General features: G+C 42.8%; 13 protein-coding genes. 3 read left to right on the top strand and 10 right to left on the bottom strand.

Annotated elements, in window-relative coordinates; all coding sequences use genetic code 11:
- Window positions 1–29 precede the first annotated feature (29 nt).
- Entirely contained in the window at window positions 30–1112 is a 1083-nt protein-coding gene (gene aroC, locus DVG78_RS26795; RefSeq protein ID WP_114464075.1) for a chorismate synthase, read from the bottom strand.
- Window positions 1112–2527 carry a BatD family protein gene (locus DVG78_RS26790; RefSeq protein WP_158550110.1) on the bottom strand — a complete coding sequence of 472 codons (1416 nt, stop codon included), beginning with the start codon at window positions 2525–2527 and terminating at the stop codon, window positions 1112–1114. Before DVG78_RS26790 ends, aroC begins: the two co-directional genes overlap by 1 nt.
- A 113-nt stretch (window positions 2528–2640) precedes the next feature.
- Between DVG78_RS26790 and DVG78_RS26785 the strand changes: the two genes are divergently transcribed.
- Window positions 2641–2847, top strand: a complete 207-nt coding sequence (locus DVG78_RS26785) for a hypothetical protein (RefSeq protein ID WP_114067939.1) — start codon at window positions 2641–2643, stop codon at window positions 2845–2847.
- 65 nt (window positions 2848–2912) lie between these two features.
- On the opposite strand, the gene DVG78_RS26780 is transcribed toward DVG78_RS26785, so the two are convergent.
- The 8 genes from DVG78_RS26780 to DVG78_RS26745 form a co-directional block, all read right to left on the bottom strand.
- The gene (locus DVG78_RS26780; RefSeq protein WP_114464073.1) at window positions 2913–4673 is read right to left on the bottom strand and encodes a tetratricopeptide repeat protein; all 1761 of its coding nucleotides are present in this window, start codon (window positions 4671–4673) and stop codon (window positions 2913–2915) included.
- Window positions 4674–4770: 97 nt separating this feature from the next.
- A complete protein-coding gene (locus DVG78_RS26775; protein ID WP_262511877.1) occupies window positions 4771–5694 on the bottom strand; it encodes a PstS family phosphate ABC transporter substrate-binding protein in 924 nt (307 codons plus the stop codon).
- On the bottom strand, window positions 5687–5905 hold the full coding sequence (locus tag DVG78_RS26770) for a hypothetical protein (RefSeq protein ID WP_114464071.1): 219 nt from the start codon (window positions 5903–5905) through the stop codon (window positions 5687–5689). The genes DVG78_RS26775 and DVG78_RS26770 overlap by 8 nt, the downstream gene beginning before the upstream one ends.
- A gap of 5 nt (window positions 5906–5910) precedes the next feature.
- On the bottom strand, window positions 5911–6738 hold the full coding sequence (locus DVG78_RS26765) for an energy transducer TonB (protein ID WP_114464070.1): 828 nt from the start codon (window positions 6736–6738) through the stop codon (window positions 5911–5913).
- A 36-nt stretch (window positions 6739–6774) separates the two neighbouring features.
- A complete protein-coding gene (locus DVG78_RS26760; protein ID WP_114464069.1) occupies window positions 6775–7344 on the bottom strand; it encodes an ExbD/TolR family protein in 570 nt (189 codons plus the stop codon).
- Window positions 7345–7376: 32 nt separating this feature from the next.
- Complete coding sequence (locus DVG78_RS26755) at window positions 7377–8003, bottom strand: ExbD/TolR family protein (protein WP_114464068.1); 627 nt, start codon at window positions 8001–8003, stop codon at window positions 7377–7379.
- A 104-nt stretch (window positions 8004–8107) separates the two neighbouring features.
- Window positions 8108–8941 carry a MotA/TolQ/ExbB proton channel family protein gene (locus tag DVG78_RS26750; RefSeq protein ID WP_114464067.1) on the bottom strand — a complete coding sequence of 278 codons (834 nt, stop codon included), beginning with the start codon at window positions 8939–8941 and terminating at the stop codon, window positions 8108–8110.
- A gap of 462 nt (window positions 8942–9403) precedes the next feature.
- Window positions 9404–10231 carry an SDR family oxidoreductase gene (locus tag DVG78_RS26745; RefSeq protein ID WP_114464066.1) on the bottom strand — a complete coding sequence of 276 codons (828 nt, stop codon included), beginning with the start codon at window positions 10229–10231 and terminating at the stop codon, window positions 9404–9406.
- A 148-nt stretch (window positions 10232–10379) separates the two neighbouring features.
- Between DVG78_RS26745 and DVG78_RS26740 the strand changes: the two genes are divergently transcribed.
- Together DVG78_RS26740 and DVG78_RS26735 are read left to right on the top strand one after the other, a co-directional pair.
- The gene (locus tag DVG78_RS26740) at window positions 10380–12704 is read left to right on the top strand and encodes a T9SS type B sorting domain-containing protein (RefSeq protein WP_114464065.1); all 2325 of its coding nucleotides are present in this window, start codon (window positions 10380–10382) and stop codon (window positions 12702–12704) included.
- 63 nt (window positions 12705–12767) lie between these two features.
- A complete protein-coding gene (locus DVG78_RS26735; protein WP_114464064.1) occupies window positions 12768–15239 on the top strand; it encodes an OmpA family protein in 2472 nt (823 codons plus the stop codon).

The raw sequence follows: 15239 nt of genomic DNA, 5'->3' as shown, positions 1-15239 counted from the left end.
AATTTAGCAAAGATACGGCTAAAGTCAAACTATTTATGCCGGATTGTCCTATCTCTCAGGTAGAAATCTACCAAGACCAGCGCGGCCATGGCTTCCACGATGGGTACTGCTCTTGGCAACACGCACGGGTCGTGCCGTCCCTTACCCTGTACCAAAATTTTCTCCCCTTCACGGTTGATACTTTCTTGCTCTTGCATGATGGTCGCTACGGGCTTAAAAGCCACGTTAAAGAAAATATCTTCGCCGTTGGAAATTCCGCCCTGAATCCCTCCTGAGTGATTGGTACGGGTACGTACTCTGCCGTCCTCGTCGGTATAAAAAGCATCGTTGTGTTCAGAGCCGAGCAATTTCACACCCGCAAAACCACTTCCGTATTCAAATCCTTTGACAGCATTGATACTCAGCATTGCTTTCCCAAGCTCTGCATGAAGTTTATCAAATACGGGTTCGCCCCAGCCTACCGGAACACCTTTGAGTACGCCGCTTACAATACCACCGATAGAGTCACCCTCCTTACGAATAGCGTCAATGTAGTCAAACATTTCTTGCGCCATCACTGGATCGGGACAGCGAACGGCGTTAGAGTCGGTCAGCGATAGGTCAAGTTCGTGATATTCTTTATCCAATTTCAATTTTCCAACCTGCGAAACATACCCCTGCACTGTTACACCGAGGTCAGCAAGTACTAATTTTGCCAAGGCTCCCGCCGCAACCCTGGCCGCCGTTTCGCGGGCTGAACTACGCCCTCCGCCCCGATAATCCCGAACACCGTACTTGGTTTGATAGGTGAAATCCGCGTGCGACGGCCGATATTGGTCGGCAATATGTGAATAATCCTTGCTGCGCTGGTCTTCGTTCCAAATCACCATTGAGATGGGAGTACCCGTTGTTTTTTCTTCAAAAACCCCTGATAAAACCTGAACCGTATCAGCCTCGCGGCGTTGGGTTGTAATGCGCGATTGGCCAGGTTTGCGACGATCTAATTCCTGCTGAATAAATGCCAAATCAAACGTTACGCCCGCAGGGCATCCTTCTACCACTACCCCGATGGCCGCGCCGTGTGATTCGCCGAAGGTGGCTATTTTAAATATTTTTCCGTACGTACTGCTCATTATTTTCTAAACATAAAAATCATTACAATCAACATTATTACAATTAAGATGTTGGCAATATTGCGAATAATGGTCTGGTAATCAACCACTGGTTTCATACTATCCCATTGCTCTATGCCAGTATAAACCGACTCCGCATCCGAAGTCAACAATTGCGTATTCTGAACATTTTCTCCAACAATCGTCAGGTTAAGCGTTGAACGCAGCGTATCATATTTTTGCTTCTGCGGATTAAAATAGACCCAAAATACCAAATTGTTTAACAAAAAACTACCACTTTGTTTTGGAATTACCTGATACTGAAACGTTTTTGCACCAGCAATCCTATTTTTTTGTCGAACTATATTATTTTCTATATCGGGGGGATATACATCAAACAATGCCATATTCGTAAATGTTGGTTCACGAACGGATTGAATATTTCCTTCGCCCACTATGCTGAAATTATACCGATAACTGTTTCCAGTTTTAAGTTGGCTGCTGTTAATTTTTTCTTCTAACCTAAAATTTCCAACGATGACCTGATTTCGCAACGGGTGAGGCGGTAGACTCATTACTTCAATCGTGAGCGGTTTAGAGGTATAGGTTTTTAATTCTATCACATCTTTTCCTTCTTCCGACTTCGTTATCATTTTCATCATCCAGCCTACGGAAGGAAGCCTAATGGATTGGTTATTTAGAGGAAAAAAGGACGCTTGATAAATCCGATACTCCGTAAATCGTTTTCCATTTATGGTTATCGGAATATCAGGAATTTCCTGAATACCGAAATTCTCTTCCCAACAATTGGCGGGTTTGAGGATTTTGAGGATTTTTTCCAGCTGCTTTTCTACTTCGTAGAAATCCATTTCTGCGGCATTGTTTTCAGAAACCAGCAAGGAAAGCCGCAAGTTAAAACCCTGTTGCACATATACCCGCTTTTTATCTACACTAACCGCCAAAAACACTCCTTGTGAAGCCTCTTTTTCCAATTCTGCGCTTATTTCGGCCGATTCTTGTGTGATTTCTTGCGTTTCCTCCTCAGTGGCAGATTCCACCGTCACAGTAGTCCCCTCCGAGCGCAGGATTTGTTTATTTACTAAAATTTCCAGTGAGCCTATTGTAAACGTACCCGTTTTTATCGGGTAATAATTTTGTGAGATAGTATAAGTCACAATGGTTTTACCACCTACTTGATTTGTAAGGCTTGACCGCGAACTTTCCCGTTTTTGAAAATTTTTGATATTGTCAGGGAATGAAATCAATGGCACCTGTTCAAGTCCCGTTACTTTGACTGATATAGTAAAAGGCTCTTGTACGTTAATTTTGGTACCGCTAAATTCAATCTCAAAGGGGTTTTCAGTCACCTGCGATTGAGCTATGGATATAGTCCAAAAAAAAATCAAAAAAAGTATATATCTGTTTTCTTTTTTCATCGTTATATTTAATGCAAAATTAACAGACTCGTACGACATAATACCTACACCCAGTTCGTTAATTTACCAAAGGTCCATCCTCTTATCCATTTCTTTAAAATTATGAATCTACTATGGCGACTATGTTAGAGTTTATTAAGACTGTGCTTGTAAAAGTAAGTTTTGACAAGAAGCTGTTTGAAAAAGAGTTACGCAAAGCATTGAAGGTGCTATTGCCCGAAGATGTAAAACGGCTTAAAACGTGGTGTTACGAACATTTTAATGAAAAATACCACGTTGTATTAAATCAGTATTTCAGTAGACATCAATTGGCCCTTTAGTTTTTAAGCGCCACAAAAAAGCCCCTCGTGATCGACACGAGAGGCTTTTTTTATGCATAATGTTTTTATGCTTTTTTCTTCACTGGAGGCTTAGCTGCGGGTTGAGCAGGCTGCTCGGGTGCTGGCGGGTTCAGGAAGTCATTCGCAACTTTATTACCTGGATCAATTTCCAATAATTTAGTAAACCATTCCTTCGCTTTCGCTTCATCCTTCAGCGTAATCACACTATATGCTCCCAGTACTTGATAAAACAACTTGAAGTTAGCCTTTATAGCATCATCCATGGGGGCTGCCGAAGCAAGCTTGATATAGTTTTCCATGAGCGGAATCGCAATACCATTTGTCATCGCTTCTTCACGTGTATAGGCAAAGTAATTAGCTTTTGCCCGTTGGCCGTGTGCATACAGATAATCTGGCTTACGCTCGATCATTTTTATGTACAATGAATCTGCTGCCAAGAAGTAATTACGCTTTTTCTCACGCAATGCAAGAGAGTCAGGCCCCGAAGCAAACGTTCTGTTGGCAACATTGTACAAAGGCAAAGAGAGGTTTACATAATCCTGCAAGCCAGGTGTTTTTTCACGAGCAATCACCTTCTTATAGTAAACAATCGCTTTTTCATAATCCTTCGCAGCATTGTAGAAAGCAGCGATTTCTTTGTAACCGTTATCGACGGTATCCATTTCTGCCGCTTTCTCCAAATTCGCCACGGCGGCGGCGGTATCGGCTGGAGAAATACGCAACATCGCATTTCCAAGGTAGCGATAATCGTTATCAATCGCTTTTTGTGGCGCCTGTTTCAAAAACTTATTCAAGTTTTCGATGGCTTTTTCGTACTGATTTTCTTTGTAAGCGGCCCATCCCATCATACGATACAATACATCGCTGGTGCGGCCACTGCTCATTACTTTCGCAATTTTCGAGTTTACTTTTGAGAACTCTTCCGCCACGAAGTTAAACTGCGCACTACGCAACACTTCATCATCTGAAGCACACGCCGTAATCTTTTCTATGTAAGCATCCATATAACGTGATGCCTGTTTGTATTGACGAACATAGAAGTATAGCTCAGCGTATTCTTTGTTGGCAGGGGCATAATCAGGGTCAACTTCAATTGCTTTTTTAAAGTTGGTTTGGGCCAATTCATAATTGCGGCCACCCCAATAAATTTTAGCCACTTTAGCAAAAGCTTTTCCTAAGCCTGGCGTAACATTAATGGCATCTTCATAGGCCGATACTGCGGGTCCTGCTTCACCTTTAATATAAAAGGCATCTCCCTTGGCCATGTAAACTTCCTGATTTTTGTCTCCGCCTTTCAGCATCAATGCAATGGCAATATCAGCTAATTCTACCGCCTTGGCTGGGTCAGTGGTCTTGTAGATAGGTTTCATTGAATCTATCACCACATAGCCAGTATACGCTTCGCTGATGCGCTGCAGTACATTTACATTCTTGTTTTTGGTTGCCTTCAGCACTTCGGCAAAAATCGTTTGGGCGCCTGTACGGTCACCTTGGGCCAAAGCAACAGCTCCCATTCCTACCTTATTGAGGTTTTCTTTGCTCTTGGGGTCTGCGGCTAAGCCTTTTTCAAATGCAGCTTTTGCGAGATCAGGCTGCTTGGTGCGGAGGTAGTAGTAGCCTAAGTAGAACTGGTTGTCAGCAGAAGGAGTGGCAGTGGCCAACTTCTCAAATGTTTCTTTCGCCAAGCAAGCCTGGTTGCCGTCCAATTGCTTTAAACCGGTGGCGATGTCTTGAGCAGAAGTCTGACTGTAGACAAACGCACTTGCTGCAAACGCTACCAACCACGATTTGAATCTAATGTTCATCTTTCAGTAGGTTGAAAATGGAGGTGATATAAAAAAAGTTTAAATGACTCAAACAACGGGTAACAAAACTATGAAATTGTTAGATAACCGAAAAATTTTATATTTCTTTCTTTAAAATTACTTCCCGATTAAATGGTTTTGCGGGCCAAAGACCGCACTTTTCAATAACTAAACTCCCCACATCCCGCATAATATAATTGACCAATCCACTCCCTAAGCCCGAATGCATCTCACGACTTATAACGTACACTTTCCGATGCAGCGGGTATCTTCTCCACTTTAAATCATCTTGAAAAGGCTGATAATAATCTTCATTCGTAGGATTTGGTTTCTCAGCCACTCCCATTACGCGCAGCCCTTGCGAAAGTTCGGCCGTAAGTGGCGCCTCTCCGTCGCTTATCCAACTTACCCCAATAAACCCTAAAGCATTAGGGTGTTGCTTTACATATTCTATGACTTTTTTGTTGGACCCTGCCGAAAAAATATTAAGTCCTTTCACATCCGACAGGCCAAATTTTTTCATGATAAAATTAAGATTACTCGAATTGGCATTGTCAAATACAAGCACAATATCCTCCACCTGATTAGCACTTCCAAGCTGTCCCCATGTTTTGACTGTTCCTTTAAATACACCTGATATTTGCTCTAGCGTAATCAGTGTATCGGGATTAGACCGGTTTATTAATAGTGCCACTCCATCCGTGGCAATATGTTGAGGATTGTATTTTATCCCTTTGGACTTAAAAACTTTCTGTTCTTCGGCCGTGAACTCACGGGTCACAAATGCCAGACGAGCGCTGTCTTTTAACATAAAAGCAGCCGCTTGATGTTCAGGGAGGTACCGAACATCAAAATGCGTTTCTGGAAAGGTATGCTCATAAGCCTGATACACCTGATCAAGCATGGGTTGGAGAGACTCATCCGCCGTAATAGTAACCCGGCCATGAGACGTTGAATCTTCTGGCCTCTTGCAGGAAACTACCCAAAGCACAGAAAGTATAAAGAATGAGGTTCTAAACATCTTCATTTTGGTACTGAACATATCCACGATAAAATCGATAACCGCCATACACAACCAGCATTCCCCCAAACAGGTACCTGATTAATCCGGAAGGTAACATCCCAAAAGTAGCAGAGGAGGCCACCAAAAAGAGGCCTCCTCCGAAATATGCCAGCCCTATACTCATCGAAAGTATCGACGAAAGTTGCCGGTAAAATGGTTTACGCTTCATGCTACTTATTCCAATACAAAACTGATTGGTAAGTTGTATTTTACCCGCACGTTACGGCCAGACTGTTTTCCTGGCTTCCATTTAGGCATACCTTTTACAACTCGAATAGCTTCTTCGTCGCAGCCGAATCCCAAACCTTTGAGTACGGCAATATCCTGAATACTACCATCCGTATTTACTACGAATGTTAAAAATACTCTTCCAGATACGTTAGCGCGAGACGCAGCAGCAGGATACTTGATATTTTTACCTAAGTATTGCCCCAGTGCACTTAGTCCTCCTGGAAATTCTGGATTTTGCTCAACCACCTGAAAAACTTGTTCTTCAACAGGAGCGGCTTCCACAACTTTCACCTCTTCTTTTACAGGAGCGGTTTCTTCAGGGGCGATAATTGCCTCTTGGGCATTCTCATCACCTTCCTGTGTTTTGTCAGCAACTACTGCTTTTTCCAGTTCTTCCACCACTGGTGGAGGTGTTTCTTCTGGTACTTCTTCATCTTTCTTCACTTCAGGAGGAAGAAATTTGATGGTAGCCACTTTTGGCACCTCAATTGGCGGAGGTGGCGGCGGAGGTGGCTCGTTAGGGTCGATTGGCGGTGGCGGAATCTTCATCAAGTCAATTTCCGACATGAATTGTTCTTCTTCTTTCTGCGGAATCAGACTGATGAGGGCCGGAGAAAGCATTGCCAATACAAACAGACCGATACCAATAAACATGGATTTGGTCAGCGTTGGACGGTATACTTTTCTCAGGTCATACGCACCATACGCTTTATTGCGGTTCTCAAAGATAATATCGTCGAGAGTTACCGCGGATGCTTTAGTTTCAGCCATTGCGTTTGGTTATTTTTTTAATAAAATAAAATACAATTATTCTGCTTTGTCTCCTAAAAGTTCTTTCTCAGCAGTCGTAAGTGCATCTACGAGGGCGTAACGTTTACTTCTAGTTACTGCCATCTCATCAAGAGCGTCTACCATATTTTTGTAGGTACTGCTCCTCAAAGGTTTGATAACAACTACGAATTGGCTTATGCCTTTTTCATCTTTACCGTGCTCACGGTCTACTTGCGCCTGTGCCTGAAAGATCAAGGTACGCAAATCAGGACCAAAAGAGACTTTTTTCAAGTCTGTTTTGGCTTTGTCATCATCAGCCGCAATCCGATCAAGCGCCCAAACCGTATTATCCTTACCTAAAAATAACGTTAATACTTTTGAGGCTTTAAGAGGTTCGGTATCTTGAGGTTGGTCTTTATTTTGCTTATCAGGCACTGCCAACGACATCGACGAAGGCTTGCTGAGCGTAGTAGCCAAGATGAAGAACGTAATGAGCAGGAAGCCCAAGTCCACCATCGGGGTCATATCTACGCGTGTAGAGGCTTTTTTACTGCGGACTTTCTTATCACCGTGTCCGCCACCACCACCTTGTGCTATTTCTGACATTTCTTAAAAGATTTTAATAGTGGTTTGGTTAATTATTCTGCTTTCCAGCCAGCGGGTGGGGCCTCCGTTCCTGTAATCAAGTTAAACTTGTTGATGTTTTGTGCTTGTAGTGAGCCCATTACATCTTTGAATACAGCAAACTTAGCAACGTTATCACCTTTGATAGCGATACGAAGTTGGGGATTGGCACGGCGTGCTTGGTAAATCCACTTAGCCAACTCATTTTGTGAAGTTGAGTCAGTTGGAATACCAGGTTGTGGCACATCCTTCATTTTATCAGGATTAGTCACGCCTACGTTGAGCCATTGAGGTAAAGAGCGGATTGGAACACCAAAGTTAGCTTGAAGAGAGAATACTTTTTTCTGCTTGTCAGTAAATTGTATCCCTTCCGTTTGGGTGATATTATCCAGCATTGCAAGGCGCGTCTGCTGGTTATCCACTCCAAAATAAACTTTTCCGTCTTTGCCTATGCTAATAATCATAATGTCCTTATCGGGAACTTTGATAGCCGATATAGACGAGGGCGTTTCGATGGTTGCCGCATCTTGTGCCTTGAACTGAGCCGTCAAGATAAAGAAGGTCAGCAGCAGAAAGGCTACGTCACACATCGCCGTCATGTCCATCATCGGATAATTCCGTTTGGGTTTTAGAGCAGGCATATTACTTTCGTTTTAAATTGACAATACAAATGTAGAACACGAACAAATACAAAGCAAATATTTATATATAATTTTTTTATATATAACATTTGCCCTGCCAACTCTTAGTTATGAGCTGAGAAATTTTGCTGGATGCTCAGACCGATTTCGTCAATTTTGTAAGTCAACGTATCAATACGGCTTGTAAAGTAGCTGTACATGATTGTAGCAATAGCCGCAGTACCGATACCGAGGGCCGTGTTTACAAGTGCTTCAGAGATACCTGTTGCAAGAGCGCCAGTATCAGGAGCACCAGTGTTACCCATAGCGGCAAACGCACGAATCATACCCAAAACCGTTCCAAGAAGAGCCGTCAAGGTAGAAACAGACGCCAAGGTTGCGATAATGGTCAAGTTTTTCTCAAGCATAGGCAACTCAAGGCTGGTTGCTTCTTCAACTTCTTTCTGAAGAGCCGCCAATTTTTGATCTTTAGTCAGTTCGGTTTCCGTACGAAGTTCAACGAACTTGTGAAGGGCCGTTTTTACAACGTTACCAACTGAACCTTTTTGTTTGTCACACTCTTTGATAGCCGCTTCAATTTCGTTCTTGTCAAGAAGGCTTTTCACTTTGCGAACAAACTCATCAATTGAACCTGAACCATTGGCACGGCCAAGGATAAAGAAACGCTCAATTGAGAAAACTAATACTGTTAAAAAACAGGTAAACAACAATGGCACGATAGGTCCCCCTTCATATACGATACCGAAATAATCGCCAGATTTTGGTCCTTTCTCGTGGTCTCCATCTACAAAGTGACTAGAGTCACCGCAAATAAACGTGTAAACGAGATAAGCAATAACCAACAATACAGGGATAACCAAAATGGGGTTAAGACCACCAGCTTGTTTTTTGGGAGCGGCCGCTTTGGCCGGTGCGGGAGATGTAGCCTTCTTTTCCATCAGACTTACTTTTAGGGTTTAATTGAAAAATAGTTTAAGTGTTTGCGCTGTAAAGAAAACGAAAATTTTAAACGGTTAATGCTTTAACCAAGAAAATTTTTGTTGGTGATTTCTTAAAATACTTATAAAAAATGCGGTACAAAGCTATAAGATTTCAGAAAAAAAACTGTCAAATCAAGTGTTAGTTTTTTTTATTTTTTTTTAAATCCTTCCCATTTAATCAACCGTTAAATAAGAAAACCTTTCTTCTTAAGGACATTTTACCGATTGCTCTCTCAAACGTAACTGCTGTATTATCAAGCAAAATACTTAGTTTGACAATAATATCAGGTACAATTTCCAAAGCTTATTCCAAAGTAATTGGAAATCATATTTTACTCTATTTAAATTTTCTTCCTCATCGAAAAAACCTAAGAAGTTTCTTTAATCACCTAAGCCAAAGGGAGGCTCAGATGGTTAAAATTAAATAAAAAAATCTGGCAGCAGTTCACTATCATTCACTTCAGTGTACTTGTACTTGTCGAAGTTTGTGACCCCACTCTCACGCAAGACCTCTTCATCAATGAAAAAATTACCTGTACACTCGCGACTGCCTCTGCTCAAAACAGCATAGGCAGCATCAGCCATAATTTCTGGTTTTCGACATCTTTGAATGGATTGCTCTCCTCCCAAAAGATTTCGAACTGCGGCCGTTGCAATGGCGGTTTTAGGCCACAGCGCATTGAAAGCCACACCCTGCTTTCGAAACTCTGACGCCATCCCCAATACGCACATACTCATCCCGAATTTTGCCATCGTATAAGCAACATGAGGAGCAAACCAACGAGCCTCCATGTTGAGCGGTGGTGACAAATTCAGTACATGGGGATTGTCTGCTTTAAGTAGATATGGCAAACAGGCTTTGCTCGTAAGAAATGTACCTCGGGTGTTGATTTGATGCATTAAATCATACCGCTTCATGTCGGTCATTAAGGTGGGGGTCAACTGAATAGCGCTGGCATTATTGACCAGAATATCAATTCCGCCAAAAACCTTTACAGCCTCTTCCACTGCATCATACACCTGTTGTTCTTCTCGAACATTTACGATTAAGGGCAAAGCTTTGCCGCCAGCAGCTTCAATTTCGGCCGCAGCTGTGTAGATGGTTCCCGGTAACTTGGGATGGGGTTCGGTCGTCTTGGCAGCAATGACGACATTGGCTCCCTCCTGCGCCAAACGCAGCCCAATGGCCAATCCGATGCCTCGGCTTGCGCCAGTAATAAAGGCCGTTTTTCCTTGAAAATGGTTCATGTTTTCGTAATTAGAGAGGGTTTTACTGCAATTATGAAAGTACTATTGGCACGATTTATGATTTGAAGTCTAAACAATGTTTACACGAAGGTAAGTGACCTCAATTATAGAAAAAATATAATTCTACATTGAGTCTAAAAATCAAAGTATGAAATTACGCTCAGCATCATATCTGGTTATAATAGCTGTTCTGTTTAGTTACCATACCTCAGCAACCGCGCACGAAAACTGTGATAGTTTAGCCGCGCCCACTATCAGTTGTCAAAAACAAGTCAGTTGTGCAGGGCAACCAGTAGTGTTTAAGGCCACAGGATGCGATGGAACTGTTGAATGGTCAACTAAAAAGACGGGAGTAACCCTCACTGTTTATCCGACTCAAACGACGACCTTCCAAGCGGCTTGCCTAAAGGGAGCTTGTAAAAGCAAAGCATCAAATGAGTTGATTATTACGGTTTCTACTCCCGCTACTCCAGTTGTTGAAGCTACAAAAACCAAGCTTTGTTTCGGTGATTCTGTTAAATTAACCACGAAAGGATGCTCCGGTGAGGTGATTTGGTCTAATGGAATGGTTGGGAAGGAAATTGTTGTTTATCCAGTAGCAACGGCTAAATACACCGCTACATGTCGTACAGAAGGCTGCGTGAGTTGTTTTGCGGATGATGTCATTATTGCGGTTATGGGAGGTGAACCTTTAAGGTTAAAGGCCTCTCAACCCACTATCTGCGAAGGACAAAGCACTATTTTATCGGCTACAGGCAACTGTGCCGGGCAAATAAAATGGTCAACGATGGAAACGGGAAGCGCCATTACGGTCAAACCCAACCATACGACCGAGTACTGGGCCTTTTGCGAAACAGACGGATGCGAGCCCGTCAAAAGCACTCTCATTATCCAAGTTGCCCCCCCCAAACCACCCGTGTTAACATCCACTAAAAGTGCCGTTTGCGTTGGTGAAAGTCTAACAATTACGGCCGAAGGCTGTTTGGGAATCGTCAAATGGAACACGACAATGGAAGGGCAAACCATCACTGTCTCTCCAAACGAAACAACAACTTATTCAGCCGTTTGTGTGCAAGGCACTTGCCAAAGCAATTTTTCTTCTCCTATTATAATATATACCAAAGAGTCCACCCCCACCAAGCCGCAAGCAGTACAGGAATTAAAGAATGAATGCCCTTATACCACCGTTGATTTATCTTCTGCTATTACAGTAAAAGCAGTAACAGGGGTTTACCATGAGGCCCATACTAGCGACTCTCCCGCTTCGCCTTTGGTCGCAGAAGTAGGAGCCATTACAGAAAGCCGTACCTTTTACTTGTTTGCCCGAAACAAGGAAGGTTGTTACAGTGAAGCAACCCCCATTAAAACAATAATCAATGCCTGTCAAAATGCCTTGCCACTTTGCAGTACAAATCCTGCAACGGCTGCGATTGTCAAAGCCGAGCTAACGACAGCAGGCAATTATTCACTGGAAGGCAAAATTGCGGGCATCGCTGCTACTGGTCAATGGAAAACCAACGGCACAGGAGTATTCAATACGATGGTTGGGCTATCGGTGATTTACACTCCATCCCCAGAAGACCGTCAGGCAGGAAAGGTATCTATTCATTTTTCTAGCGACGACCCTGACGGCGAAGGCCCCTGTAAAGCAGGTGTGGATGTAAAGGAATTGGAAATTAAGGCCGCACCTTTGTCTCCCAAAGAAATTATCGGTATCAATAAATTAGTAAAAGGATGGGTACAACTTTCGGCACAACTGTTTGAAATTGAGTACACTATTCAAATTGTCAACATGGGCAACAATGAACTTAAGCAAATTGAACTCATAGACAGTTTAGATACAGTTTTCAAAAATGGCGCAATTATTGTGGGAAAACCAATAGTAAAGGCCGTTGACTTTGTTTCGGCACTTACCATTGACACCGCTTACACAGGGCAAAATGGTCATTACAACCTCTTGGTGCCAGAGTCAGGCTCTTTATTGTCAGGGCAAACCTTGAGTGTAACCCTTAAAGCAGTCATCAATACTACCGATGCAAAAGACAGTTTATTTTATAATACCGCCTATGCAAGGGCACAGGATGTCAATGGAAATTTTTGTACCGACCAATCGACCAACGGAAATTGGCCAGACCTTAATCAAAATGAAGACCCAACCGACGATTCAGTGCCTACCGTTGTGGCGCTAAATACCTTGAAAGATGCAGGACATGACTTATTGCTTCCAGAAGGATTTTCACCCAATTCAGATGGCATCAACGATTTTTTTGTCGTAAAAAAACCAATCGGCCTAACCGCCTTGCTGGAAGTATATAACCGATGGGGCGGTCTGGTTTACCGAAACGAAGATTATAAAAATGATTGGAACGGGGGTATTAATTCCCAAAATAATATCCCTACGGGCACTTATTTTTACGTTATAAGATTAAGTGACGGGCGGGAATTTTCGAAATTTTTAACAATAAACCGCTAAAACCCGTTCGTTAAAACAATATCTCAATTAGCTGATATGCAGGGGACTTAAAAGCATATACCCATGATGATTAAACTTAAATATCTTTGTTTGGCACTACTTTTCTCCGCCGTTACACTGGCACAAACTCCAGCGAGAGAGTCGTTAATACAGCAAGCCAACCGGCACTTTGATACCCAAGCTTATGCCAAAGCAGTAGCTCTATATCAGGAGATACTGACTCAAAATCTAATACCTATTCCGCAGCGCCAACAAGTATTATTGAACTTAGCTTCATCTTACTTCAATCTAGGAGACAACGTTAAGTCGGAAGAATTTTATAAAACCATTCTCAGCGAAGGCTCCCTTAGTGAGTTGCCAGCATCTCACTATCTGAATTTTGCAAAAGCGCTTGCCAATAATGGCAAAATGCAGGAATCCGAAAAATACTACGACCTCTATCAAAGCCGTAAATTGGCCGAAACTCAACAAAATCAGGGCGCAGAAAACTATACCAAGAAGCGCATTACGTATCGTCTCGACTACCTTGCCATCAATACCTCTAACGCCGAGTTCAGTCCCATGTATTATAAAGACGGATTGGTGTTTGTATCGGGCAAAGCCGCTGGTGCCGTTTCTACAGAATCTACCGAAAAAGGATATTTAGATTTATTTTTTGTCAATAAAGAAAGTGAAATCAGAGCCTTGACCACGCTGAATGCTGATGGAACAGAAGCTGAAATAAAAGAGGCACGCCAGGTACCTGCTCCCACTCAACCAAGAAAGCTTGGCAGCGACTCATACACAAAAAGTACCTCCAATGACTCCCGTACCCTTGGCTCTTACAACGGCTATGGTTTGAATGACGAAGCAACTGGAGGGCAAAAATCAACCACAAAATCAGGAAAAGCAGTCCCGTTTAGTAAGGAATTGAATACAAGGTTTCACGAAGGGCCTGTCACGTTTTCGGCCGACGGCTCCCAAATAATTTTTACACGCAATAACTTTAACGAAGGCCAAAAAGGGGTAAGCGACGACAATAATATCAAACTCAAACTATACAGTGCACAGTGGGGAAATGGCGACTGGACGAATGTGCAGGAACTTCCTTTCAACAACAACGATTATTCTACCGCCCATCCTTCCTTGAGCAAGGATGGCTCACTACTGTATTTTGTCTCAGATATGCCCAAAGGAATGGGTGGCAAAGATATTTACGTATCGCGGTATGATAATGGGCAATGGTCAACCCCTATTAATCTTGGAAAAGAGCTAAATACAAAACAGGACGAGGTTTTTCCTTTTGTCGATGCCCGTGGAAATCTGTATTTCTCAACCGCTGGTCGCAAAGGAGGCTATGGTGGCTTGGATTTATACTATGCCGTACTGAGTAAAGACGGCACAAAAGTTATTGAAGTGATTCATTTAGACGCTCCAATCAACTCCAAAGCCGACGATTTTGGACTCATCACTGACGCCGCCCGAACGACAGGTTATTTCAGCAGCAACCGCCGCGAAGGAGATGACGATATTTATCGCTTCACGCGTGAGAGTTCTCTCTATGAATGTCGCGAATTACTTGTACGGGTCTTTGATAACCAAACCCAGCAGCCTCTCGACAGTGCCACCATCACCATTAAATCAAAATCCGAAAGCCCTGAAGCTGATAAACCATTACAGACCGACGCCAACGGTTGGGCTCATTTATGCCTTGCTTCCAACAACGATTTTATCTTTAATATTTCTAAAAATGGTTATTTGGACAACACAATCGGTTTTTCGACCCGCTATTTGACCGATGATAAACCAACACGTTTAGAACTCGGCATGGAGACATTCACACCAAGCAATATTATATCTACGACTACTACCGAAACTGAACCAAAAAAGACACCAATCGGTGACGACATTTCTGAATTAAAACACTCTCGGGTAAGGGGAATCGTACGCACAGAAACCGACCGACAGCCCATCGAGGGGGTCTTGGTCAAGCTAAGAAACGAATGTGATAAAAAAATATACGAATCTATTACTGGCCCCGACGGTCGTTATGACTTTGAGATTGCGGAGGGGTGTGATTATACTTTGATTTATTCTAAAGATACCTACGGAACAAATACGGTTAAAATCAACCGAGTTCCGAAAAAAGCGGTGCCTAAAGTGCTTTCCAAAGATATTGGCCTTTTGAAAAAAGGAGACATTGTCAAACTTGACAATATTTATTACGACCAAGGCAAAGACGGAATTCGTCCAGATGCGGCGCGTGAATTGGAGAAGGTAGTTGCTACCATGAAACGTTATCCTTCCTTGCAAGCTGAAATCCTCTCCCATACCGACAGCCGGGGCGATGCCAACTTTAATCAGGTTCTTTCGCAAAAAAGAGCGCAGGCGGTTGTTGATTACATGGTTTCAAAAGGTGTTAGCCGAAATCGCCTTAAACCCACGGGCATGGGCGAGAGCACTCCTGTCAATGGTTGTGTAGATGGTGTTATTTGTACGGAAGCTGAGTACCAGAGAAATCGACGTACAGAGTTTAAAGTGCTAGAAATCAGATAA

Origin of the sequence: Runella aurantiaca (assembly GCF_003339505.1) — a bacterium.
GTDB classification, from domain to species: domain Bacteria; phylum Bacteroidota; class Bacteroidia; order Cytophagales; family Spirosomataceae; genus Runella; species Runella aurantiaca.
Note: the sequence above shows the minus strand (reverse complement) of the source record. Positions and strands in the feature narration are given on the sequence as shown.